Source organism: Nitratireductor soli (genome assembly GCF_001050155.1).
Lineage (GTDB): Bacteria > Pseudomonadota > Alphaproteobacteria > Rhizobiales > Rhizobiaceae > Nitratireductor > Nitratireductor soli.
On record NZ_LFVY01000015.1, the window covers coordinates 1 to 21,029 of the forward strand.

Annotated in this window: 22 protein-coding genes; 8 read left to right on the forward strand and 14 right to left on the reverse strand. The window is 64.0% G+C overall.

Annotated elements, in window-relative coordinates:
• Positions 1-86 precede the first annotated feature (86 nt).
• The 5 genes from AB843_RS18200 to AB843_RS18220 form a co-directional block, all read right to left on the reverse strand.
• On the reverse strand, positions 87-1,067 hold the full coding sequence (locus AB843_RS18200) for an NAD-dependent epimerase/dehydratase family protein (protein ID WP_048648324.1): 981 nt from the start codon (positions 1,065-1,067) through the stop codon (positions 87-89).
• Complete coding sequence (locus AB843_RS18205; RefSeq protein ID WP_048648325.1) at positions 1,064-1,873, reverse strand: glycosyltransferase; 810 nt, start codon at positions 1,871-1,873, stop codon at positions 1,064-1,066. The genes AB843_RS18200 and AB843_RS18205 overlap by 4 nt, the downstream gene beginning before the upstream one ends.
• A 12-nt stretch (positions 1,874-1,885) precedes the next feature.
• Entirely contained in the window at positions 1,886-3,106 is a 1,221-nt protein-coding gene (locus AB843_RS18210) for an NAD-dependent epimerase/dehydratase family protein (RefSeq protein WP_048648326.1), read from the reverse strand.
• A 174-nt stretch (positions 3,107-3,280) separates the two neighbouring features.
• Positions 3,281-3,523 (reverse strand): DUF1344 domain-containing protein, encoded by a 243-nt coding sequence (locus AB843_RS18215; protein WP_048648327.1) that lies wholly within the window; start codon positions 3,521-3,523, stop codon positions 3,281-3,283.
• A 615-nt stretch (positions 3,524-4,138) separates the two neighbouring features.
• Positions 4,139-4,471, reverse strand: a complete 333-nt coding sequence (locus tag AB843_RS18220) for a BA14K family protein (RefSeq protein ID WP_048648328.1) — start codon at positions 4,469-4,471, stop codon at positions 4,139-4,141.
• 266 nt (positions 4,472-4,737) lie between these two features.
• Here AB843_RS18220 and AB843_RS18225 point away from each other — a divergent pair, with 266 nt between their 5' ends.
• Positions 4,738-4,971 carry a hypothetical protein gene (locus AB843_RS18225; RefSeq protein WP_048648439.1) on the forward strand — a complete coding sequence of 78 codons (234 nt, stop codon included), beginning with the start codon at positions 4,738-4,740 and terminating at the stop codon, positions 4,969-4,971.
• Between the two features lie 184 nt (positions 4,972-5,155).
• Here the strand turns inward: AB843_RS18225 and AB843_RS18230 are convergent, their stop codons facing one another.
• Positions 5,156-5,377 (reverse strand): hypothetical protein, encoded by a 222-nt coding sequence (locus tag AB843_RS18230; RefSeq protein ID WP_048648329.1) that lies wholly within the window; start codon positions 5,375-5,377, stop codon positions 5,156-5,158.
• 374 nt (positions 5,378-5,751) lie between these two features.
• Here AB843_RS18230 and AB843_RS18235 point away from each other — a divergent pair, with 374 nt between their 5' ends.
• Positions 5,752-6,762 carry an autotransporter outer membrane beta-barrel domain-containing protein gene (locus AB843_RS18235; protein WP_048648330.1) on the forward strand — a complete coding sequence of 337 codons (1,011 nt, stop codon included), beginning with the start codon at positions 5,752-5,754 and terminating at the stop codon, positions 6,760-6,762.
• Between the two features lie 496 nt (positions 6,763-7,258).
• On the opposite strand, the gene AB843_RS18240 is transcribed toward AB843_RS18235, so the two are convergent.
• Entirely contained in the window at positions 7,259-7,633 is a 375-nt protein-coding gene (locus AB843_RS18240; RefSeq protein WP_157384550.1) for a hypothetical protein, read from the reverse strand.
• A gap of 1,173 nt (positions 7,634-8,806) precedes the next feature.
• Here AB843_RS18240 and AB843_RS18245 point away from each other — a divergent pair.
• Complete coding sequence (locus tag AB843_RS18245; RefSeq protein WP_048648332.1) at positions 8,807-10,258, forward strand: hypothetical protein; 1,452 nt, start codon at positions 8,807-8,809, stop codon at positions 10,256-10,258.
• Between the two features lie 877 nt (positions 10,259-11,135).
• On the opposite strand, the gene AB843_RS18250 is transcribed toward AB843_RS18245, so the two are convergent.
• The 5 genes from AB843_RS18250 to AB843_RS18270 all read right to left on the reverse strand — a co-directional run bounded on the left by AB843_RS18250 (position 11,136) and on the right by AB843_RS18270 (position 16,112).
• Positions 11,136-11,423, reverse strand: coding sequence for a GIY-YIG nuclease family protein (locus AB843_RS18250; RefSeq protein WP_048648333.1), 288 nt, complete (start codon positions 11,421-11,423; stop codon positions 11,136-11,138).
• Between the two features lie 122 nt (positions 11,424-11,545).
• A complete protein-coding gene (locus AB843_RS18255; RefSeq protein ID WP_048648334.1) occupies positions 11,546-11,899 on the reverse strand; it encodes a DUF1428 domain-containing protein in 354 nt (117 codons plus the stop codon).
• A gap of 160 nt (positions 11,900-12,059) precedes the next feature.
• Positions 12,060-14,903 carry an excinuclease ABC subunit UvrB gene (gene uvrB / locus AB843_RS18260; protein WP_048648335.1) on the reverse strand — a complete coding sequence of 948 codons (2,844 nt, stop codon included), beginning with the start codon at positions 14,901-14,903 and terminating at the stop codon, positions 12,060-12,062.
• 87 nt (positions 14,904-14,990) lie between these two features.
• Entirely contained in the window at positions 14,991-15,521 is a 531-nt protein-coding gene (locus AB843_RS18265) for a hypothetical protein (protein WP_048648336.1), read from the reverse strand.
• Between the two features lie 72 nt (positions 15,522-15,593).
• Positions 15,594-16,112, reverse strand: a complete 519-nt coding sequence (locus AB843_RS18270) for a SixA phosphatase family protein (RefSeq protein ID WP_048648337.1) — start codon at positions 16,110-16,112, stop codon at positions 15,594-15,596.
• Between the two features lie 233 nt (positions 16,113-16,345).
• On the opposite strand from AB843_RS18270, the gene AB843_RS18275 reads away from it, so the two are divergent.
• Complete coding sequence (locus AB843_RS18275) at positions 16,346-16,963, forward strand: DUF2239 family protein (protein WP_048648440.1); 618 nt, start codon at positions 16,346-16,348, stop codon at positions 16,961-16,963.
• A 69-nt stretch (positions 16,964-17,032) separates the two neighbouring features.
• On the opposite strand, the gene AB843_RS18280 is transcribed toward AB843_RS18275, so the two are convergent.
• Together AB843_RS18280 and AB843_RS18285 are read right to left on the reverse strand one after the other, a co-directional pair.
• Positions 17,033-17,575, reverse strand: a complete 543-nt coding sequence (locus AB843_RS18280) for a GNAT family N-acetyltransferase (protein WP_048648338.1) — start codon at positions 17,573-17,575, stop codon at positions 17,033-17,035.
• A gap of 6 nt (positions 17,576-17,581) precedes the next feature.
• Entirely contained in the window at positions 17,582-18,151 is a 570-nt protein-coding gene (locus AB843_RS18285) for a helix-turn-helix domain-containing protein (protein ID WP_048648339.1), read from the reverse strand.
• 76 nt (positions 18,152-18,227) lie between these two features.
• On the opposite strand from AB843_RS18285, the gene AB843_RS18290 reads away from it, so the two are divergent.
• The 4 genes from AB843_RS18290 to AB843_RS18305 all read left to right on the forward strand — a co-directional run bounded on the left by AB843_RS18290 (position 18,228) and on the right by AB843_RS18305 (position 20,473).
• On the forward strand, positions 18,228-18,422 hold the full coding sequence (locus tag AB843_RS18290; protein WP_157384551.1) for a hypothetical protein: 195 nt from the start codon (positions 18,228-18,230) through the stop codon (positions 18,420-18,422).
• Between the two features lie 200 nt (positions 18,423-18,622).
• Positions 18,623-18,835, forward strand: a complete 213-nt coding sequence (locus tag AB843_RS18295; RefSeq protein WP_048648341.1) for a cold-shock protein — start codon at positions 18,623-18,625, stop codon at positions 18,833-18,835.
• Between the two features lie 496 nt (positions 18,836-19,331).
• Complete coding sequence (locus tag AB843_RS18300; RefSeq protein ID WP_048648342.1) at positions 19,332-19,547, forward strand: cold-shock protein; 216 nt, start codon at positions 19,332-19,334, stop codon at positions 19,545-19,547.
• Positions 19,548-20,026: 479 nt separating this feature from the next.
• A complete protein-coding gene (locus tag AB843_RS18305) occupies positions 20,027-20,473 on the forward strand; it encodes a BA14K family protein (RefSeq protein WP_048648343.1) in 447 nt (148 codons plus the stop codon).
• Positions 20,474-21,029 lie beyond the last annotated feature (556 nt).

Consider the following 21,029-nt stretch of genomic DNA (forward strand, 5'->3'; position numbering starts at 1 on the left):
TTGCTCGGGTCAAGCCCGAGGATGACGAGAATTGAGGTTGTAAATTACCAAGCTAAACGATTGGCCCTGTCTTTTCATACGATTCGTCATCCTCGGGCTTGACCCGAGAATCCATGCCTGAGCGGTGAAGACACATCACCAGTGCCATGTAGCTGCATAACCGTTTGGTGAAGAAGCTCCATGCCGCCGGGCCGCCAGCCGAGCGCCATCAGCCGGTCGGTTCTCATCACGTTGACGCTGCCTTGATCTGCGGCCTCCGGCAGCGGATTGCCGCAACCGGTCTGGTCGGCGACGATCGCCAGGAGGTCGCGCCGGTCGAGCAGCATGTCCGAAACGTTGAACACGCGGTGCGTTACCGTATTGGGCGTTGCCGTACTGGGCGTTGCCGTATCGGTGGTGGCCTCCAGCACCAGCCGCACAGCCGCGCCCAGATCGTCCCCATGCACCTCCGTGCCCGCGCGCGGCGCCACGGTGCGGCCGGCCAGATAGTCCTCGAACAATTCCGCCCATTTGTGCGGCCGGCCAGGACCAGCCGGTCCGTAGACGCCGGTCACCCGGAGGCTAATGCCGGCGAAGACCGCGTTCGAAAGCGCCGCCAATGCCTGCTCCGCCTCCAGCTTGACCGCGCCGTAAAGCGTATCGGGCCGGCATTCGTCTTGCTCGTCCAGCGTTTCGCCGGCTGGCCGGAGACCGTAGACGGCGCGGCTCGACAGGAACACGGTGCGCGCGACGCCGGCGGCCCGCGCCGCACGAAACAGCGCGACGCTGCCGTCGAGATTGCGGCGGCGAAAACCCTCCGCATCCTGTCCCTCGCCGCCGCGGTATTTTCCAGGCACGTGGTCGAAAGCGGCATGGATGAAGAAATCGCCGCCCTCGAACAAGGCCGTCGAAGCCGCCTTGGGTTCGAGGGTAATGGGAGCGAAAGCGACCGGCGCCGAGAAGAAACCGTCGAACGGCGGGGTGCGGCCCATCACCGTCACCCGATGCCCCGCCTCCAGCAGCGCCTCGACGATGAAGCGCCCGACAAGGCCTGTCCCGCCCGAGACGATGCTGTGTCGCGCGTTCATGGCGCCGGATTGTCCAGCGTGTCGGTATCCGGGATCCCCTCTCCGTCATGATAGGCACGCCAGAGGTCGATCAGCGGTCGCAGTTCCCGCGCCTTGGGATGGTCCTTCTCCCATGGCTTCTCATACTGGTAGTGCACCAGATGGACCGACTTCCAGTCCCACAGCGCCGGCATGTTGAACCAGACATATTGCAGCATGTTGAAGAACACCGGCAGGCCGTGCCAGGCGGGAAAGAACTCCTGCAGGAAGGTCTGGTCGGTGCGCGGCCAGAAGGCGTCGGGCTTATCAAGCCTTTCCAGCATCTGGCGGAACGTCGCTTCGGACGGCTTGGCGACGAACACGCCGGAATTCAGCCGGTGAAAATCGGCCAGGCTCTCATAGACATTGGGCGCGGCGGAAAACTCCGGATAGGAAAACAGCCGGTCGATGCTGCGCACCACCAGCGCGTCGGCATCGATGAACACCACCGTCTCGTAATCGGTCAGTTGCCACAGCCGCAGCTTGGCGAAATTGTCGAGCGGCGTGTGAAATGCCGGCTTGTTGCCCTTGGTGAAGGGCGCATTGGCGTGCAGCCGGGCGCGCTGATGCCGCGCGTTGAAGGCATTGGACGTCGGCAGAAGTTCGGCAGGCACCAGCCGCGCGCCGAGCGCCGACAGCGGCTCAAGCGCCGCCGCCGGCGCGCCGCCCGTGTGCAGCACGACGATATCGGCTGCGGTGCCGGTCCGTTTCAGCGAACGCACCAGTGCCAGCGCGCCCATGGCGTAGTCGGCATTGGTGACGAGCGTCACATAGGCGTTTGCGGACATGCGGGATGCAACTCAGCCGACGCTCTTCAGCCGCTTGCCTTCCGGATCGCGTTCGATGGTCGGCGCGATGTCCTTGGTCCAGGCGGAAACCGCCGGGATGCGGCTGCGGTCGACGCGGTAGGCGAACTTCTTCGCCACATCGACCACCTCGCCAAGCAATCCCTCTTCCAGCGTCGTCGGGTTGAGACCGAGCGCCAGGAATTTGTCGTTCCTGACCACCAGGTCGTTTTCGGCCGCTTCCTTGCGCGGATTGGGCAGGTAGGCGACCTTTGCGCCGCTCATGCGCGCCACCAGTTCGGCCAGATCCCGCACCCGGTGCGTTTCCGTCATCTGGTTGAAGATCTCCACCCGGTCGCCACGCTTCGGCGGGCTTTTCAGGGCCAGGTCGATGCAGCGCACCGAATCCTGGATGTGGATGAAGGCGCGGGTCTGACCGCCCGTGCCATGCACCGTCAGCGGATAGCCGATGGCCGCCTGGATCAGGAAGCGGTTGAGCACCGTGCCATAGTCGCCGTCATAGTCGAAGCGGTTGATCAGTTGCGGATGCAGCAGCGTTTCCCTGGTGTGCGTGCCCCAGACGATGCCTTGATGCAGGTCGGTGATGCGCACCCCGTCATTCTTGGCGTAGAACTGGAACAGGAGCTGATCCAGGCATTTGGTCATGTGGTAGATCGAGCCGGGATTGCTCGGATAGAGGATTTCCTGCGTCGCCGTTTCCCCGGCAAGCGTCTCGACGCCGACCGGCAGATAGCCTTCGGGGATCGCAGCACCCACCGAGGAATAGCCGTAGACGCCCATCGTGCCCAGGTGCACCAGATGCGCATCGAGGCCGATCTCGGTCATCGCGTTGAGCAGATTGTGCGTCGCATTGGTGTTGTTGTTGACCGTGTAGTTCTTGTGCCGATCGCTCTTCATCGAATAGGGCGCGGCGCGCTGCTCGGCGAAATGGACGATCGCGTCCGGCCGATGCTCGGCGAGCCAGGCCTTCAGCACGTCGTAATCGCGCGCCAGGTCGATCAGGTGAAACCTGATGCGCCGGCCGGTTTCCTGATGCCAGATGCGCGTCCGCTCCTGGATGGAATCCATCGGCGTCAACGACTGCACGCCAAGCTCTGTGTCGATCCAGCGCCGGGACAGATTGTCGACGATGTGCACCTCGTGCCCGCCCGCCGACAGGTGGAGCGATGTCGGCCAGCCGACGAATCCATCGCCGCCAAGAACTGCAATCTTCATGGGTTTCTGCCTCCGATGTAACGTGCGCCTTGTCTGCGACAAACGGTCGAATCTCTTCAAGAAATACCCCTTAACAGAGATTTATGACAGTTAGTTCCGAAACGGTTCGGCACTGTTACGCGAAAGAGCCGGCTCCCGTGCGGAAGCCGGCTCCACTGCTGGAGAAAAGCGGGACTACATTTGCGCTTCGACCGCTGTCACTTCATTGGTGGTGTCGTCGACGGTCAGCTTGACTTTGGCGCCTTCCGTCAGACTGGTAAGATCGACGCCGGCGCTCGCCGTGTAGACCGTGCCGTCATCAAGGGCGATCGTCTGTGTCGCCGGATCGACCGTCTGCACCGTGCCTTCGACTTCGGCGGCATAGGCCGCCAGCGTGAGGAAACCGGTCGCGGCGATGGCTGCAAGGATGGTCTTCATCAAGTGAACTCCTTTGGCTTCAGAGCGCCATGCGTCCGTTCGGACGCATGAAGGACGCTCCACCTCTCTGTTTCTCCACATTCATGCGGACGTCAGGTGATTTCACCCGACTGCAAAATGCTTCAAGGACGCCGGTCCAGCACTCGGTTTAGGCTTGGGGGGCTGGAGAACCAGACCGGCAGGCAAAAAATAGGCCGCAATGCCCGCCGATCTCAAATCAAACAGGATGACCGCGACACACACGCACGACGCCGCAGCAATGCCGCATTTTGCCGTTCGGCCACGGACCGTGGCGGCAATGGGGCAGCGTGAGCGGCCAAAGGCGCAGACACCGCCCCGCAACGCCTGTGGCGCGAATGGGGCGGCGGCTGCAGCTTTGCCCAGATCGGCGCGCCGAGCGATCACGAAACATCGCTTGCGACGGGCGTGATGGACGATGGCGATAACTTCCGGTTACCGCCGGCCGCGCCACGTGAAGACGGGCCGGCGCGGGGGGATGCGCCGGCCCTGGGATGACCGCAACGGATGTGGGAGAGCGGGGAGCGGTCACCCGTCGAATGCTTCATGCGTCGTTCAACGGCCTCCTTTCATTGACGATTGCGAGGAAGGCGAAGGTTAGAGACGGCAGCGATGGCGGTATCCGTCGAAGCCGAGATAGCTGTCGCTGTACTCGCTGTAGGAGCGGTAGCGGGCATAGCAGCGCGCCACATGGCGCTCCCACGAATAGCCGCCGCCATAGACGGGAGCCGGTGCATAGGACGGGCCGTAGTAATGACGGCGGGAATCGGCGATCAGCCCGCCGACGATCAGCCCGCCGACACCGGCGATCGCCGCCGCCTCGCCCGGCGACAGACTGCCGGCACGGCTTTCGTTGATGGCGCCCGACAGCGCGGTGGCGGCGATGGTGGCGGCCAGAAGGCCGGTAGCGATGATGCGTTTGATGGTCATGTCATCCTCCTTGGCGATGAATGGCCGGCCCTTCCGGCCGCCCGATATCCATGGGTCGCGGCAGGTCGGACATTGGTTCACGCAAGGCGATGATTTTTTCTGCGAACCGCAAAAACGCCGCCAAATCCGCATGTTGCAAGGCTGCAACAAAGATTCGCCATAATGAAAAGCGGAAATAATCGTGCTACCGTGGCAATGCGAAGCGGCGATGGACGGCGGCACTAGGAGCACGATCGCGCCTTCGCACGGCAGAGGAGGGCCGGATGATGGCCAAGTCTCGAGTACCACATATCCGTACCGGCATTTACGACGCCGAGGAAATGACCGCGATGCGCAATGCCATCGATGCGGTGTGCAGCGAACTGGGCGTCAGGCGTACCGACCGCAAGACCCGCGAGCGGGTCGCCGGCCATGTGATGCGCTCCTGGGCGGACGGACGGCGCATGCCGCTGAACCTGGTCCAGGCCGGTCTCGACGGCGTTACGCGGCTCGACGCATAACGCTCAAACCTTTAGCATTTTGCCGTCAGGTGGTTTCACCTGACATCCGCATAAATGCGGAAAAACAAAGAGATAGAGCGTCCTTTATGCATCCGAATGGACGCATGGCGCTCTAGGCGGCACAAGGCCCGCCGCCTTGATGCACCCACCCGTTCAGGCCGGTGCACCAGAACGCCAGCGCGCCTCAGCGCTTCTGCCCGACCCGCCACGCCAGCAAGCCGAGAGCCGCCGCCAGCAGCCAGGGCAGCGCCGCGATCATCATGAATTCATCGTCGATGAAGTCGCTCAATTCTATCCCGCAGCCGGTCCGCGCGGCGTGGCCGCACATGGCCGAACTCAGTGCCGCCCAGACGGCGACCGGTGCGGCGAAGGCCAGGACGGCGAGGATGGCGAGGGTGATTTTCATCAACAATCCATTCGGTGGGTTCGGGGTCTGAAGCGTCCTCGTAACGCATTTCTTCCGCCGGGTGAAATCGCCGCTTGCCGCGCCCCGCAGCCTCCGGCCGGCCCTATTGCATTTGCACAACACCGGCGAATGAAAACAATTTGTTTCAGGCAGAAACCTGGCGTTACTGTTTATTCGCCCCGCGAACGGGACTATCTTGCGGCCGATTTCCATCGATGATCGCACCGGCAATCGCCACTGGCGGTCAATTGCGGGATTGCCGCCCATGCCTTGCCGTCCACCCCGGCCCGCCCTCCTCGCAGCGGTGCTGACCGTTCTGTTGACGCCCTGGCTGGCGCCGACGCCCGGCGCCGCGCAGGAGAGCCATGACATGAATGCCGTGTTCAGCCGGCAGCAGGCGCGCGCCATGGACAGCCAGGCGCGCCAGCTCTCGCTGGTGCGCGAGCGGCTGGCCAACCACGCGCCGCCTGCGGGCCGACGGCGGCAACACGGCGACGAGCCTGCTCAGGCTGCACGTGAAGGGCGCCGACGCGGCGCGCAGCACCGTGCTCGACACGCGCCGGGCGCTGGCGCCGCAAAAGCTGCGCCGCACCGACAGGCTGGCCGCTTGGGCGGCGGGCGAAGCGGTGCTGAGCGAGGCGCGCACCAACGACCCGCGCGCCTCGGCGCTGTCGAGCAAGGGCATCGCCTTCGGCGCCGACATGCGTCTGTCGCGGCGCCTGCTGATCGGCAATGCGGTGGGCCTCGCCTATGACCGCTCGCCGCTTTCGACCGACCTCACCTATGCGGCAGGCAGCCTGTCGAACACGTTTTACGGCACGTTCTTCGCCACACCCGACACCTATCTCGACGCAGCGCTGGGCGGCGCGCAGAGCGGCTTCGCCGGCTGGGCGGACGGTGGCTCCGGGCTGGCGAACGCCGCCGGCAGCCAGGTTTACGCCATGCTGCGCGCCAGCCGCCGGCTGGACCTTGACCTGCATCTGGGCCGGGTGACGCTGCGCGGCTACAGCCAGGGCACGGTGGCGCGGATGCGCTTCACCGGCGCAGCCCCCGACCGGCAGGCGCGCCGGGCGGAAATAGCGCTCGGGCTGGGCGGCGAGACGCAGCTTTCGACCCGGCGCGGACGGCTGACGCCGCGCGCCGGGCTGGAATGGCGCATCGCCCGCGTGCGGCGCACGACGCCCGATCCTGACGTTGATCCGGAGCGGCCGGAGGCGGAAGCGACACGCAGCATCAGCCAATCGGCGCGCATCGCCGCCACCGCCGGCTTCGACTGGGCGCTCAACCCGCGCGCCACGGTGAAGGCCGATTACGGCCTGTCGGCCGGCACGGAGACGTTTGCCCCGAAACAGACGGTCAAGGCGCGCTTCACGCTGCGTTTCTAGAGCATTTCCGCTTTTCTCCGAAACACGCAAATGCTCTATCTCTTTGTTTTTACGCAATTCCGGACGGAAAACCGGTTCCCACTTTTCCTGGAATTGCTCCAGAGCGCCATGCGTCCATTCGGACGCCATCGGACACGACACAATGGTTTGCACCCCATTGCATTGACCCGGTGCGTGGTTCGACAAGCTCACCATGAGGGCGGTGTAGGGCTGCAAGCCCATCTGCCACGTCTCGAAATCAGGCTCCCTGCCAACCAATCGCCCTCACCCTGCCAAGCTTAACCGCCCTCATCCTGCCAAGCTCAACCGCCCTCATCCTGCCAAGCTCAACCGCCCTCATGGTGAGCTTGTCGAACCACGCACAACGCCGTTGCCGCAAGATCGAAATTGGCATGCGTCGTGTACTGTGCACAGGTCACTCAAAATTCCCTATCTCCTGCTTGCACCGCATTTATGCGGTGCGAACTGGCCCAGCAATGGATGTTTCCGCGCCGGCTCAGCGTGGCCATGCCGGTTCGCCCATCACCATCTCGAAGCGCTCCACCTGGCAGACCCAGCCGATCATCAGCGCGGCGCAGGCGACGCGCAGCCGGTCGAGCGCCGCCTCGTCCCACAGGGGCAGGCAAGGCGCCGGGTCTTTTTCGCCGAACCCGCCGCAGCAATGGCCTGAACGGCGGCAGCGCTTGCCGGCGCAGCGCGGCGCCAGCGCCAGTTCATTGGCCAGAAAGCGGTACATCACGACCATCTCGGCGCGCGACCAGGGCGGCGGCTCGATCGGCAGGGTGAGCGGGAAGGCGCTCTCCGGCAGCGAGCAGCGCGCCACGCCGAGCGCCCGCGCCATGTCTTCCAGAACCATTTTCTGCTGCTGCATCGTCTTCTCCCTTGGTCGGGTTCCTGTCCGGCCGCGCGGCACGGTTTTTCGGCCAGCCGCCGGCAGCGCCACGCCCGCCGAACGCGTCTGGCCATTGTCGGTTCGGGAAGCGGGGCGCGTTGTCCGTGCCTCTCGAATGGATAATGCTGGCGCGCACCACGCGCCCCGCCGGCCGCTGTCCCCCGGTCGACCGGTCAAAGGGATGCAGGACGTTCCACCGGCGTGCCTCCGGTCCGCCGCTTGCGCGAATGGACCCTCGGCGCGCAGGAACCGTTTCACCGGCCCCTGTCCGCATGGCGAACAATCCCCACCCCCGCGGCTTCTCCGCATTCCGCGCCTGCCTGCCTTGCGGCACACCGGCACGAGATTCCGGCCTGCTGCGGGCCCTCACAAGGCTCCGGGAACCGATCCCCGGAGCGGGAGGCTGCCGCCGCCCTCCCCGACCCCCGGTCCGGACCGGGTTCCCGCGAGGGCGATGGGGGGATTATGGGCGCGGTTGGAAGCGCGGGGACAAGAATGCGGGGGATTTTCTGGGCGGACGCGGGAAAAGGCAGGATTGGCAAGGGGTTGGCGTGGAGGAAGGGGGTTTTGGGGTGTGGGTTTGTCCTCGTTGGGTGTGGAGGAAGCAGCGTCTACCAGTATTCAGGCGCAGGGAATTTCGCTGCGGATGCGTGGAGTGGCTGGAACGGGGGCCGGGAGGGGATTGGCGGCTTTTGAGCGAATGAGCAACCTGAATTGCCTTTCCTGCGGCTGAGATCAAACGGCTGCTTGCAACCGCATTGCGGCCTTTCTGCCTAACTTGCCGCGACCCGAAACCAGCCATTCGAAAAGTACTTGGCTTTCGACTTCATCGAGGCCGATGGCAGACCAGCGGATTTTGAGCAACCATCTCAGGAACCTGACATTTTCACTTCTACGTTCTTCGTATCCAGCCTCCGGCGAGGTAGAGCAACCGCCACACGATGTGAAGAACAGACGCCGACCGATTGACAAAAACCGCAGCCTGCATCATGGTTACCGTGCCTCTGGATAGAGGCTGAGAAGAAGCCTGAGATGGTTTCGGCAATCGTGCTGCTGAAAAGCAGCTAGTCAATCGGCGATGCCGGTTTCATTGGCGCATACACGTGCGCCCGATGGTCCGAGACCAGTCTCTTCTATGACGAAGGACTGGAAATGACTGAAACTCCCAAATTGATCGTTCGTTTCGCGCTGGTCGCGGAACAACCTAACTCGCGTGACGAAGAGCGGTTGAGCTCCGTCTCTAGCGAGAATTCGATAGCAGGCATCAAGCGCTACACGGGTTTCGTCCGGGGACGCGACCTCTTCAGCCTGTTCGATCACGTCTCTCTCGAAGCAAACCCCCGTGCAGCCAAGGTCGGGAGCGTGACCACCGCCATTCTGGAATCGCTGGAGACGACCCCCGAGCTTTTCCCTTTCAAGTCCAAGGGGATCTTGATCGGCACGTCCACCTACGAGACATTGCAGCGCAACCGCTTTGAACTCGCATTCGAGGACCCCGCTTCCGAGGGCATCCTTGATGGTGGTCACAACATGCTGGCCATCGGCCTGCACATGCTCTCCGCAGTTGCCGAAGAGAGGGAAATTGCCCGCATCGCTCTATGGGAGGACATGAAGGAACTCTGGACCGAATACCGCAAGGAGCTTGAGAAGGAAAAGGAGAGCTTCGACTTCTTAGTGCCGGTTGAGCTTCTCGTGCCTTCCGACATTGAAGATGTGGGTGCCGTCCAGCAGTTTGAAATGTCAGTGCTGGAGATCTGCGCTGCTCGCAATAACAACGCCCAGCTAACGCAAGAAACTAAGTCGAACAAGCTAGGCTTCTACACCGAGATCAGGGACCGCCTAGATCCCAAGATTGCGGCCCGCGTCGAGTGGAAGAGCAATGAATGGGAGAGCAGCGAGGCGCGCCCGATCAAAGTTCGCGACCTCCTTGCCCTGTCGTGGATCCCGCTGAACAAGGCGAATGAGGCGCATCTGCTGCCGCTGGACATCAGCGTCACCCCGCAGAATATCTATCGCAACAAGGGGGAGTGTTCGAAGCAATTCGATAAGCTCATGCGCCACCCTGGAGTCTCCGCGCCAATTGCAGGGGAAGGGCCGACGCACGATCTGCACAACGACACGGTGAAAGGCTGCTTCGATATCCTCGCGGATCTGCCGGCACTGTACGACCAAATCTACGAGGAATTCCCGGAAGCTTATAACTCGAATCACTATCGCTTCGGTTCGAGCACGATCGTAAAGATGTATGACCCGGTCAAACGCGACACCGCCAAGGACAAAGCGTCGTATGTAGCGACACAGCCGATGACCCACTATCTCAACCGCCCGGTCAAATACCGCTATCCCGACGGCCTAATCATGCCGCTTGTTTACGGCCTAAAAGGCTTGATGGAGATCGAGGACAACCGCGTGGTGTGGGCCACGGAGCCGAGTGCCTTCCTCAAGAAGTATCTCAGCGATATCGCCGGCGCTTACCGCTTGGTGCTGGACATGGCGCGCTTCGACCCGCAGAAGCTCGCCAAGAACCAAGCCAGCCACGAGTTCGCCGTGGGCGAGTTCGAGAAGGCGTTGCTCAAGCATCGGGCGAAGAAGACAGCGGCCTAATTATCGTAAGAATGGCCGTCGAAAGCACGTCGGCGGCCATTCGCATGGATCGCGTTGATCGACGCGTTTCTAAAACCTGCTCGGCGTTAAGGGCCGGAGACCGGACCATCGTTCTCGAATGGGCGAATGACTTCTTTGTGGAGCGCCCATCCTATCCCTGAACGGCCGCAATTGAGGCACGTTGAGGTTGAAGTTCTGCAGCCACCTAAAGGCAGCTTTCCCAGATCCGCTGCCCAGAAGCTGCCGGTCCGCAAACCACCCCATGTAGGTTATAGATCCGGGGCCGGATGGAAGGCAGCTTCGGGGATGACGGCGTAGTGCGGCGCGGAAAAGCGCAGCAAGCATGGGATCGCGATCCCACCCATCCAGGCCACCCCATCCAGCCCCTATCCCGTCATCCCGGCCGAGCGAAGCGAGAGCAGGGACCCATTGAGCGGCGCGGCCGGGGTCCGCAGAAGGCGCCGAGATGGAAGGGAGCGAAACGAGGGCCGGGCCGCGCTCGGCGCAGTCTGCCAATGGGTCCCGGATAGCCTGCGGCTTCCGGGATGACGACGTGGGGTGGCGCGGAGCAGCTTCGGGGATGACGACGTGGGGCAACGTAGAAAAGCGCAGCAAGCGTAGGATCGCGATCACCCCTACCCTTCATCCAGGCCATCCCCACCCTGTCATCCAGGCCATCCCCACCCCGTCATCCCGGCCGAGCGAAGCGAGAGCCGGGACCCATTGAGCGGCACGGCCGGGGTCCGCAGAAAGCGCCGGGATGGAAGGGAGCGAAACGAGGACCGGGCCGCGCCCCGCGCAGTCTGCCAATGGGTCCCGGATAGCCTGCGGCTTCCGGGATGACGGCGTTGTGTGCGGTGTTTGGGGGAAGCGCGGATTACTGGTTCAGCGTTGAGTACAGGTCCCGCCATTGAGGATTGATCGCTTCGATCATCTCCAGTTTCCACTTGCGCCGCCAGCGCTTGATGCGTTTTTCATCGTCGATCGCGTCGCGGATGTCATGATAGTCGCGGTACCAGACCAGCATTTTCACCCTGTACTTCTCGGTAAAGCCACCAGTGATGCCTTCACGATGCTCCCAAACCCGCTGTTCGAGATCGCTTGTGACACCCGTGTAAAGCGTGCCGTTCTTGCGCGATGCGAGAATGTAGACATAACCGCCCATCGCCGAATGATACACGCAAAGGTTGCCGGCGACAATCGCACGTCATCCCGACCGCAGGGAGAGCCGGCCTTCTTCCAATAGATCCAGGCTCTCCCTACGAATATACCGGATGGCGGCGCCCCTCAAAGCTCCAGGAACGCCTCGAAGCCGCCATAGATCATGCGCTGGCCGTCGAACACCTGTTTCCACTCATCGCCCTGCAGGCGGGCGTCGGCCAGGACCCTGGCGACGATCGCGTCGCGGGCGGCGCGGTCCTCATAGACGATCCAGGAGAAGATGACGGTCTCATCGTCCTTCGCCTGGACGGCGCGCGGGAAGGACGTCACCTCGCCATAGGGCACGTCGTCGGCGACCGCCTCCACATAGGCGAGCGCGCCGTGCTCCTTCCACACCCCGCCGGCCAGGCTGGCCATCTTCTTGTAGGTCTCCAGATTGGCTTTCGGGACGGCGACAATGAAACCATCGACATAGGACATGGGAAACTCCCTGGGGTTGTGTGACAGCCGAAGGACGAAGAATGCCGGCGCGATCCGACACCGGCGAGAGAAATTTTTGCGCCCGCAGCGGCAGCCGGCACCTTCGTGCATCCCGTCAATGGGTTCCGGTGCCTGCGGGCCCGGGATGACGGCGGAAAGGCTAGCGCCCCGGCCTGCCCGTCTTGCCCGGGCGGCGCCTGGCCTGGCGCGCGTCGGCCGGGTCCTCGTAGGAGCCCGCGCCGATCTTGCCGCGCTTTACGGGCCGGACATCGTCGTCCGGCTTCTTCGGCGGGGTTTTCGCCACCGGCTTTTCCGTGCGGCCGACGGTCATCTCGTCCAGGTCGTTCTTGCGGAACAGGCTTTTCTTCGCCGGCGTCAGCACGCGGTCGGTGCCCATCTCGTCCAGATGCGGCTTGCGGAACAGGGAGGTTTCGGAGGCGTCGCGCCCCTGCACACCCGCCTCCGCCCTGCCGGGCATCTCCCCCGCGAGGGGGGAGAGCGGCCGGCCGGACTGGCCACCCTTGCGGCCGCGCGCCTTGTCGCGGCGGCTTTTTTGCGTGTTTTCCACGCCGACGTCGCGCGCCAGCGGGTCGTCCATGATGGCCAGTTCCGTCTCGCGCAGGCGCTTGACCTCGTCGCGCAGGCGGGCGGCCTCCTCGAAATCGAGATCGGCGGCGGCGTCGCGCATGGCCTTTTCCAGATGTTCGAGATGGGCGGCGAGGTTGTTGCCGACGAGGTTGTTGAGGTCGTCGCCCTTGGCCCCGCCGATCTCGGCGCGCACATGGTCGCGCTCGTAGACCGAGCCGAGAATGTCGCCGATGTTCTTCTTGATGCTTTCGGGCGTGATGCCGTGGGCCGTGTTGTATTCGAGCTGCTTCTCGCGGCGGCGGCCGGTTTCCTCCATGGCGCGGCTCATCGAGCCGGTGATCTGGTCGGCATAGAGGATGACGTGGCCGTCGATATTGCGCGCGGCGCGCCCGATGGTCTGGATCAGCGACGTCTCCGAGCGCAGGAACCCCTCCTTGTCGGCGTCGAGAATGGCGACCAGGCCGCATTCGGGAATGTCGAGCCCCTCGCGCAGAAGGTTGATGCCGACCAGCACGTCGAAGGCGCCGAGGCGCAGGTCGCGGAGAATTTCGATGCGCTCGAGCGTGTCGATGTCGGAGTGCATGTAGCGCACGCGCACGCCCTGCTCGTGCAAATACTCGGTCAGATCCTCGGCCATGCGCTTGGTGAGCACGGTGACCAGCGTGCGGTAGCCCTTGGCCGTCGTGTCGCGGATCTCGCCGAGCACGTCGTCGACCTGGGCCTTGGCCGGGCGCACCTCGACCGGCGGGTCGATCAGGCCGGTCGGCCGGATGACCTGCTCGGCGAAGACGCCGCCGGCCTGCTCCATCTCCCAGGAGCCGGGCGTCGCCGAGACGGCGATGGTCGAGGGGCGCATGGCGTCCCATTCCTCGAAGCGCAGCGGCCGGTTGTCCATGCAGGACGGCAGGCGGAAGCCGTACTCGGCCAGCGTCGCCTTGCGGCGGAAGTCGCCGCGATACATGCCGCCGATCTGCGGGATGGTGACGTGGCTCTCGTCGACGAAGACCAGCGCGTTGTCGGGAATGTATTCGAACAGGGTCGGCGGAGGCTCGCCGGGCGCGCGGCCGGTGAGATAGCGCGAATAATTCTCGATGCCGGCGCAGGAACCGGTGGCCTCCAGCATTTCGAGATCGAAGCGGGTGCGCTGTTCGAGGCGCTGGGCTTCCAGCAGGCGGCCGGCGCGCTCCAGTTCCACGAGGCGGTGCTTCAGCTCTTCCTTGATGCCCTTGGTCGCCTGGTTCAGCGTCGGGCGCGGCGTGACATAGTGCGAATTGGCGTAGATCTTGACCGATTGCAGATCGTCGGTCTTCTGCCCGGTCAGCGGGTCGAACTCGGTGATCGTTTCGATCTCGTCGCCGAACAGCGAGATGCGCCAGGCGCGGTCTTCCAGGTGGGCGGGGAAGATCTCGATCGTGTCGCCGCGCACGCGGAACGAGCCGCGGACGAAATTGATGTCCTGGCGCTTGTATTGCTGGGCGACGAGGTCGGCCAGCAGCTGCCGCTGGTCGAGCCGGTCGCCGATCTGCATCTGGAAGGTCATGGCCGTGTAGGTCTCGACCGAGCCGATGCCGTAGATGCAGGAGACGGAGGCGACGATGATGCAGTCGTCGCGCTCGATCAGCGAGCGCGTCGCCGAATGGCGCATGCGGTCGATCTGCTCGTTGATGGAGGATTCCTTCTCGACGAAGGTGTCGGAGCGCGGGACATAGGCCTCCGGCTGGTAGTAATCGTAATAGGAGACGAAATACTCGACGGCGTTGTCGGGGAAGAACGACTTGAACTCGCCATAGAGCTGGGCGGCCAGCGTCTTGTTGGGGGCGAGCACCAGGGCGGGGCGCTGCGTCGCCTCGATCACCTTGGCCATGGTGAAGGTCTTGCCCGAGCCGGTGACGCCGAGCAGCACCTGGGTGCGCTCGGCCGCGTTGGCGCCCTGGACCAGCTCGGCGATGGCCGTCGGCTGGTCGCCGGACGGCTTGAACGCGGTCTGCATCTTGAGTTCGATGCCGCCTTCGGATTTTTCCGGCCGCGCCGGCCGGTGCGGCGTCCAGGCGGTCTTCAGGTTCGGATCGCCGGCCTCGATCAGCGCCGACAGGGCGGCAACCGTGGCGGTGACGCCGGACGAGGTGAGGCCCTCGGCCTCCTCCAGCGTGACGTCGAGCCCGGAGACGGGCATCAGGCCGGCGGCGGCCCGCTCGCGCGCCGAGGCGGCCCCGCCCATGGAGGTGCCGCGCGCGGTCTTCGAGGCGTTCGAGGAGCGCTCGGGAATTCTGGATTTCTTCGCCTTCGCCGGCTTTTCCGCTTCGCGCGCTATCTCTTCGGCCCAATCGGCGACCGAGCCGGAGAGCGGCGTGCCCGAAAGCCCGGGTTGGGGGGCTTCGGCGAAGCCGCCATTCTTGTGTTCGGGTGTTTTGGCCATGAGCCGAATATGGAATCGCGCGCGGCAAATGGAAAGGGGTGCGCCGTCACGAATCCGCCGCGCCATGCCCATGCTGACATAAGGCTGTCAGGAGGGCGGGCAGTCCCGCATGGCGGCGCCGATCACCTCGGCCGCCCCGGCAAGCGAGAAACGGGCGAAGGTTTCGAACGGCGAATCGGTTTCGGCGTTCGGCTCGGGCGTCACATCGAACGACAGGGTCAGGCGCCGGCCCCGCTGCATCTCGTCGAGCAGCCCCGGGTCGAGATCGGCCAGGTAGCCCTCCGCCTCCGTCCCCTGCCCCGTCAGCACCACCGCATCGTCGGAACCGGCCGCGGCCAGCGGAAAATAATGGCCGTCCACCTCCGCCTCGATCCGATGCGGCTGGTAGAAATAATCGGCCTCGACGCCGCCATCGCCCCCACCCGCAACCGGCAGGACCGGGCCGCCCGAGGCATAGACCAGAAGGTTGAACGGCGCGCCGCATTCGATCACCAGCCGGGTGATGTTGCTGTTGCCGTCGTCGGGCGTCGCCATGGCGATGCCGTTTTCCAGACGCCATTCGGCGCGCGCCGGCAGGCAGGCGCAAGCAAAAGCGAGAAGGGCAAGGACGGCACGCATGATACGGAGCTTATCCAATTTCCCGGCGAAGGTGGAGACGCAATCCTCCAGAAAGCAGAATCAGCGAGACGCTCAGGGAAAATCCTTCGGCCGCAGGAAATGCGCCAGCCGCGCGGCGCCGAAGCCGAGGCCCTGCCACGGGCCGTCCAGCGTGAACCGGGCGAGTGCCCCGCTGGGGAATTTCTTGCTCATCCGGTCGAGCGCGCCGTCATCGGAACCGGGGCCGGCGAGCGCGGCGGCCAACCCTTCGAGCCCGGGATTGTGGCCGACCAGAAGCAGGCGCTCCGCCGCCGGCGGAGCCTTGCGGACCGCCGCCAGAAGCCGCTCGGCAGACGCCATGTAGAGCTCCGCGTCGAAGGCGGCCGTATCGGCCTCGACGCCGAGCTCGGCGGCGACAAGCCGCCAGGTCTGCTGCGCCCGGCGCGCCGACGAAACCAGCATATGATCGGGACGCCAGCCGCGCGCGGCAATCTCGCGCCCCATCAGCGGCGCGGCGCGCCGGCCGCGCGGCGCCAAGGGCCGCTCGAAATCGCCAAGCGACGGATCGTCCCAACTCGATTTCGCATGGCGCAGCAGAATCAGTTCTCTCATGCGTCATCTCCTCTAGGGTCAGGACCTATTAATCTGGTGGGGCGATTTTTCCCAACAGATGGGGACCATCTGTTGGGATCGCACCACTAGGACCCGGCCGGAACGCCATTGCAGCCAACATGCAGAAGCAGCCGCGCCAACCGCCGGGGAGCCGGTCGCCCATAGTTTTACCCGGGTATATTGACAGAAATATTATACCCGGGTAAAAAGTGGAAAATTCCCTGGAGACGACCATGACCACCACCTACACCGCCTTTCACGGCAAAAAATGCCTGGCCAGCGGACCGGCGGCCGAGGTGGCACTGGCCGCCCGGGCCGTCCTCGACATGCATCCGGCAGCCGACCTGTTCATCTTCGACGACGCGACGGGACGGCAGACCGATTTCAACCTGACCGGCAGCAAGGCCGAAATGGCGGCCAGGCTGGCGCCCGCGCCCCGAAAGCCCCAGGCGCCGCGCACGCCGGGCCGCCCCAAACTGGGCGTGGTGGCGCGCGAAGTGACGCTGCTGCCGCGCCAATGGGACTGGCTGGGCAGCCAGCCGGGCGGCGCATCGGCGACCCTGCGCCGGCTGGTGGATGCGGCCCGCAACGCCGGCGCGCCGCGCGAACGCACCCGCCAGGCGCAGGCGGCGGCCGACCGTTTCATGATGGCGATGCTGGGCGACCAGCCGGGCTATGAGGAAGCGGCGCGCGCGCTCTACGCGGGCGACGCCAAGGCGTTCCGCGGCCGCATCGCCGCCTGGCCGGCCGATCTCAAGGCCCATGTGGAGCGGCTGGCGGCGCCCGCCTTCGGCGATGCCGCTATGCCTGGTGGTCTGACCGAAACAGATGGTCCCCATCTGTTTCGATAAGTCAGCCCACAAGCTATTGATCCGGTGGGGCGATTTAGGGGCGCGAAGGAACGCGACTGTAGAACCAGGCTAAGGCGCGACCGGCAATGCCTTGAACATGATGGTCGTCGCATCGAGGCGGCCATCGAAGGGATCGCGGCAATAGCCGGGGATGACGCCGGCCGTTGCGAAACCGAGCGCCGCATAGAGCGGTTCCGCCTTGTCGCCGCTGCGCGTGTCGAGCGTGATCAGGCTGCGCCCGAGCGCCAGGCTGTGCGCCTCGAGCGCCGCCATCAGCGCCCGGCCGATGCCGCGACGGCGACAGGCCGGGTCGACCAGCAGCTTGGCGGCCTCGGCCCGGTGCGGCTGGTTGGGCGGCGTATCGGTGACGAGCTGCACCGACCCGACGAGCCGCCCGCCCTGCCAGGCAACCAGCAGAATCCGGCCGCCCGCGCCAAGCGGCGGCAGCACCTTGCCGCGCCAAAAGGCTTCCGCCTCCGCCAGGGAGAACGGCAGCACGAAGCCGATGCTGGCCCCATCATGCACGCAGGCATGCAGGAGCGAGGCCAGATCCGCCAGGTGACGCCCGGCTTCTTCGGCCGAAAGCACGGCGATGGTCAGTTCGTCCTTCATGACCCCTCACAGGATAAAGAGAAGATAGCGTGCCGCGACCGTGGCGGGCGTCGAGAAGACGCTCGGGCCGCGCAACTGGTAACGCAGGCAATCACCGGGCTGGAGACGGTGGTCCCGCCCATCGACGCCGACGGTGAGTTCGCCCTCGGCGAGAAGGAGATGATGCTCCAGCCCGCTTCTGGGCGGCGCGTCATAGGCGATGCGCGTGCCCGGACCAAGCGTACACTCCACCACCTCGCCGCCCAGCGCCCGCGACGGCGGCGAGACGAGGCGACGGTGGAAATCATGCTGCGGATCGACCCAAACGGCCTGCGCGTCGCGGGCGACGCGCGGGGCAAAATCATCCTCGACCAGATACATCAGCCGCGAGACGGTGATGCCATAGGCGGCGCACAGCCTGCCTAAGACGCTGGCCGTCGGACTGACCTCGGCGTTTTCCAGCCGCGACAGGGTGGCCCGGCTGACATTGCTGCGCTCGGCGAGCGCATCGAGCGACCAGCCCCGCTCGCCACGCAGGGCGCGCAGCCGCTGGGCGATGCGGTTGTCGAACGCGGATTGGGTGGGGATTGTTTCCATATATGAGAAATTATCCCGAAAAAGATCGCAGCGCAAGCGACCTGGCTGACTGTCCTGATTGGAGCCCGGAAGGCTTTTGTCTCTGGTGTTGCCCGTCATCCCCGGCGAGACGATCCTGCTCATTGTCCGACCGGACGCGGCCCTGATCCAGCGCATGCGGCAGGCCTTTGCCAAAGGGCGGACGCGCAAGGCCTGTATCGGCTGCGAATGGGCAGCGCTGTGCACATCGGTCGCGCGCGAGGGTTACCGGCGGACGCGGCTTGCCGGATAACGGCATAGCAACGCGCGGCTGACATCTTGTGTCGCACCCCCATTTATGTAATTAATCCCGCGCGCTCGGGTGATTGCAGACCTGGAGACTGGAAGCGTTTGGATGGACGACCCCTTTCCCCGACCTTGTTAAACTCTCGACGACCGTGAACCTGCGCACGTTGCGCAGACGCGACTTCTCAAAGGGAATAGGAGTTTCCCATGGCCCAGACCGGCACCGTTAAATTCTTCAATGAAACCAAAGGCTTCGGCTTCATTACGCCGGATGATGGCGCGAAGGACGTGTTCGTCCACATCTCCGCCCTCGAAGCCTCCGGCATCAGGACCCTCGCCGATGGCCAGAAGGTCAGCTTCGAGACCGAGCCGGACCGCATGGGCAAGGGCCCGAAGGCCGTTAATCTGTCGCTGGCCTGATCCTTCAGCCTGATACAGAGATCTATTGTCGGCGTGGCGGTCTTCCGCCGCGCCTTTTCTTTGCCTGCAGTGTTCCCCATCGGCGATGAACTTCGCCACCCGTCCTATTCATAAAAGTTTCGCTTGCCCGTCTCTGAAAAATCGGGGAAGCTTCACTCTGTTCGGGCATTTGCCGGCCCGGAGACTGGAATAGCATGCCCTGGTTGAGGAATTTCTGGGTTGAGAAATTTCTGGAAAGGCCCTCCGGGAAGTCGCGCCGATGCTTATGGAGAAAACATGCCTGTGGGACCGTGTCCCGCACCCCATGTCCCAGTGGTCTGACCGAAACAGATGGGCACCATCTGTTGGGATCGCACCACCAGACCATGCCGAGCAGATGAGGCACGAAGCTGACTGTTTCTTCTCCCCCAGTAAACGACCGATGACGCCATGGGCCGAAACCCGGCAAGAGGTTTGCCCGCAGAGACCAGCATGAAGGGAGAAAGGACTCCTTCCTATGTCGCAGAGTGGTATCGTAAAGTTCTTCAATCAGGCCAAGGGGTTCGGGTTCATCACCCCGGATGCCGGCGGAGCCGATGTATTCGTTCACATCTCAGCCGTTCAGGCCTCCGGCCTGCCCGGCCTTGAAGACGGGCAGAAAGTGAGTTTCGAGACCGAGCCGGACAAGCGCGGCAAGGGACCGAAGGCCGTCAACCTGGCGGTTTCGCACTAAGAGCATTTTGCGGCCAAATGGACTCGTTTGGCATCGCTGAATGCGGTGGACACAACTGAACAGGGCATTGTGAGTGAACCTGTGCTCACGAAAAATGCCCTGGTCCTTTGGCTGGAGCGTCACAAGCAGGGCGCTCCGGCAAGGCGGCGGCGAGAGCAACCGACGGGAACCGGCCCACAAGGCGCCGGCTTGTTTTCCGTGCGCTCGTGCAGGGCGCAGCGACGCTCCGTTCGCCGCAGTCTTTTCCGGTCGTCGCCCTGCATTGCGGCCTTGATTGCGGCCTTGGCATCCGATGGCATGACGGGCGAAAGCGGCGAAGCCGCGCCGCTTTGCGCACACGGCCGGTTACAACGCGAATCCATCGGTGAATGCCCTGTGGAGCCTTGTTCAGCTGGCATTCAGATGCGTTTGCCTATTTCCCCTAGCAAAGCTGCCGCCCCTCCCCGACACCCGGCAGCGCTTGACGAAGAGGTAACCCGATGAAGAGCATCCTGAAGACGAGCATTCTTTCCCTGGCCGTGGCGGCGATGACGCTCAGCGCCGTTTCAACGGCGAGCGCCGACCGCTGGCACAGGCATCACAGAAGCAATGGCGACGCGGTGGCCGCCGGTGTTCTCGGCCTGGCGGCGGGCGCCATCGTTGGCGGCCTGCTGTCGGACTCGCGCCGCAACGATCGCGTCTACATCGATCCGCCACGCCGCTATTACCCGGTCGAACGCGATTACTATCCGGTAGAGCGCGACTACTATCCGGCGGAGCAACGCTACAACAGGCCATACGCTCAGCCGACCTATTACCGCAGCACATTGGAGCCATGGTCGCGCGAGTGGTACCGCTATTGCTCGACGCGCTATCGCAGCTTCGACGCGCGCAGCGGCACCTTCATGGGTTACGACGGCCGCCGGCATTTCTGCCAGCCGAACTGAGGCCGACCGGGCGAAAGCGAACGGCACGATTCCGGGAAAACCGGGCCGGAACCAGAAAAGAGAGCCGCGCATTGGCCAGGATGCGCGGCTCTTTGAAGAATGAAGACTGGTTGAAAAATGAAGACTGGGCCGAAATCCCAGTCTTTCCCTTGTCAAATCTGTCAGCAATGATCGTTTACGCCAGAGAGCCATGCGCCCATTCGGGCGCTACACATTCGGGCGCTACACAAGGGCGCTACACAAGGGCGCTACACAAGGGCACTCCATTTCTTTGATTTCCGCACTTATGCACGTTCCGCATTTATGCACGTCAAGTGTTTCCACCTGACCGCAAAAACGGCAAAGAACACGCAACGCAAAACAGGGGTAATTTCGTGCACGGAGACAAAACTCCCCGCGAAACGCAACCCGTTGCACTTGCCAAGGCAATCACTGTCACGCGTGACGCAACGCTGACCGTCCGCAACGGCATCATGACACGATGTAACCGATACGATATCGAGGCAATGCCCCCGCAGCAATCGGGCTCACGCCAGAATCCACAACTTATTGGCGA

Coding starts and splice junctions, on each gene's coding strand:
- AB843_RS18200 (WP_048648324.1), bottom strand. CDS start 1,067: ATGAACGCGCGACACAGCATCGTCTCGGGCGGGACAGGCCTTGTCGGG.
- AB843_RS18205 (WP_048648325.1), bottom strand. CDS start 1,873: ATGTCCGCAAACGCCTATGTGACGCTCGTCACCAATGCCGACTACGCC.
- AB843_RS18210 (WP_048648326.1), bottom strand. CDS start 3,106: ATGAAGATTGCAGTTCTTGGCGGCGATGGATTCGTCGGCTGGCCGACA.
- AB843_RS18215 (WP_048648327.1), bottom strand. CDS start 3,523: ATGAAGACCATCCTTGCAGCCATCGCCGCGACCGGTTTCCTCACGCTG.
- AB843_RS18220 (WP_048648328.1), bottom strand. CDS start 4,471: ATGACCATCAAACGCATCATCGCTACCGGCCTTCTGGCCGCCACCATC.
- AB843_RS18225 (WP_048648439.1), top strand. CDS start 4,738: ATGGCCAAGTCTCGAGTACCACATATCCGTACCGGCATTTACGACGCC.
- AB843_RS18230 (WP_048648329.1), bottom strand. CDS start 5,377: ATGAAAATCACCCTCGCCATCCTCGCCGTCCTGGCCTTCGCCGCACCG.
- AB843_RS18235 (WP_048648330.1), top strand. CDS start 5,752: ATGCCGTGTTCAGCCGGCAGCAGGCGCGCGCCATGGACAGCCAGGCGC.
- AB843_RS18240 (WP_157384550.1), bottom strand. CDS start 7,633: ATGCAGCAGCAGAAAATGGTTCTGGAAGACATGGCGCGGGCGCTCGGC.
- AB843_RS18245 (WP_048648332.1), top strand. CDS start 8,807: ATGACTGAAACTCCCAAATTGATCGTTCGTTTCGCGCTGGTCGCGGAA.
- AB843_RS18250 (WP_048648333.1), bottom strand. CDS start 11,423: ATGGGCGGTTATGTCTACATTCTCGCATCGCGCAAGAACGGCACGCTT.
- AB843_RS18255 (WP_048648334.1), bottom strand. CDS start 11,899: ATGTCCTATGTCGATGGTTTCATTGTCGCCGTCCCGAAAGCCAATCTG.
- uvrB (WP_048648335.1), bottom strand. CDS start 14,903: ATGGCCAAAACACCCGAACACAAGAATGGCGGCTTCGCCGAAGCCCCC.
- AB843_RS18265 (WP_048648336.1), bottom strand. CDS start 15,521: ATGCGTGCCGTCCTTGCCCTTCTCGCTTTTGCTTGCGCCTGCCTGCCG.
- AB843_RS18270 (WP_048648337.1), bottom strand. CDS start 16,112: ATGAGAGAACTGATTCTGCTGCGCCATGCGAAATCGAGTTGGGACGAT.
- AB843_RS18275 (WP_048648440.1), top strand. CDS start 16,346: ATGACCACCACCTACACCGCCTTTCACGGCAAAAAATGCCTGGCCAGC.
- AB843_RS18280 (WP_048648338.1), bottom strand. CDS start 17,575: ATGAAGGACGAACTGACCATCGCCGTGCTTTCGGCCGAAGAAGCCGGG.
- AB843_RS18285 (WP_048648339.1), bottom strand. CDS start 18,151: ATGGAAACAATCCCCACCCAATCCGCGTTCGACAACCGCATCGCCCAG.
- AB843_RS18295 (WP_048648341.1), top strand. CDS start 18,623: ATGGCCCAGACCGGCACCGTTAAATTCTTCAATGAAACCAAAGGCTTC.
- AB843_RS18300 (WP_048648342.1), top strand. CDS start 19,332: ATGTCGCAGAGTGGTATCGTAAAGTTCTTCAATCAGGCCAAGGGGTTC.
- AB843_RS18305 (WP_048648343.1), top strand. CDS start 20,027: ATGAAGAGCATCCTGAAGACGAGCATTCTTTCCCTGGCCGTGGCGGCG.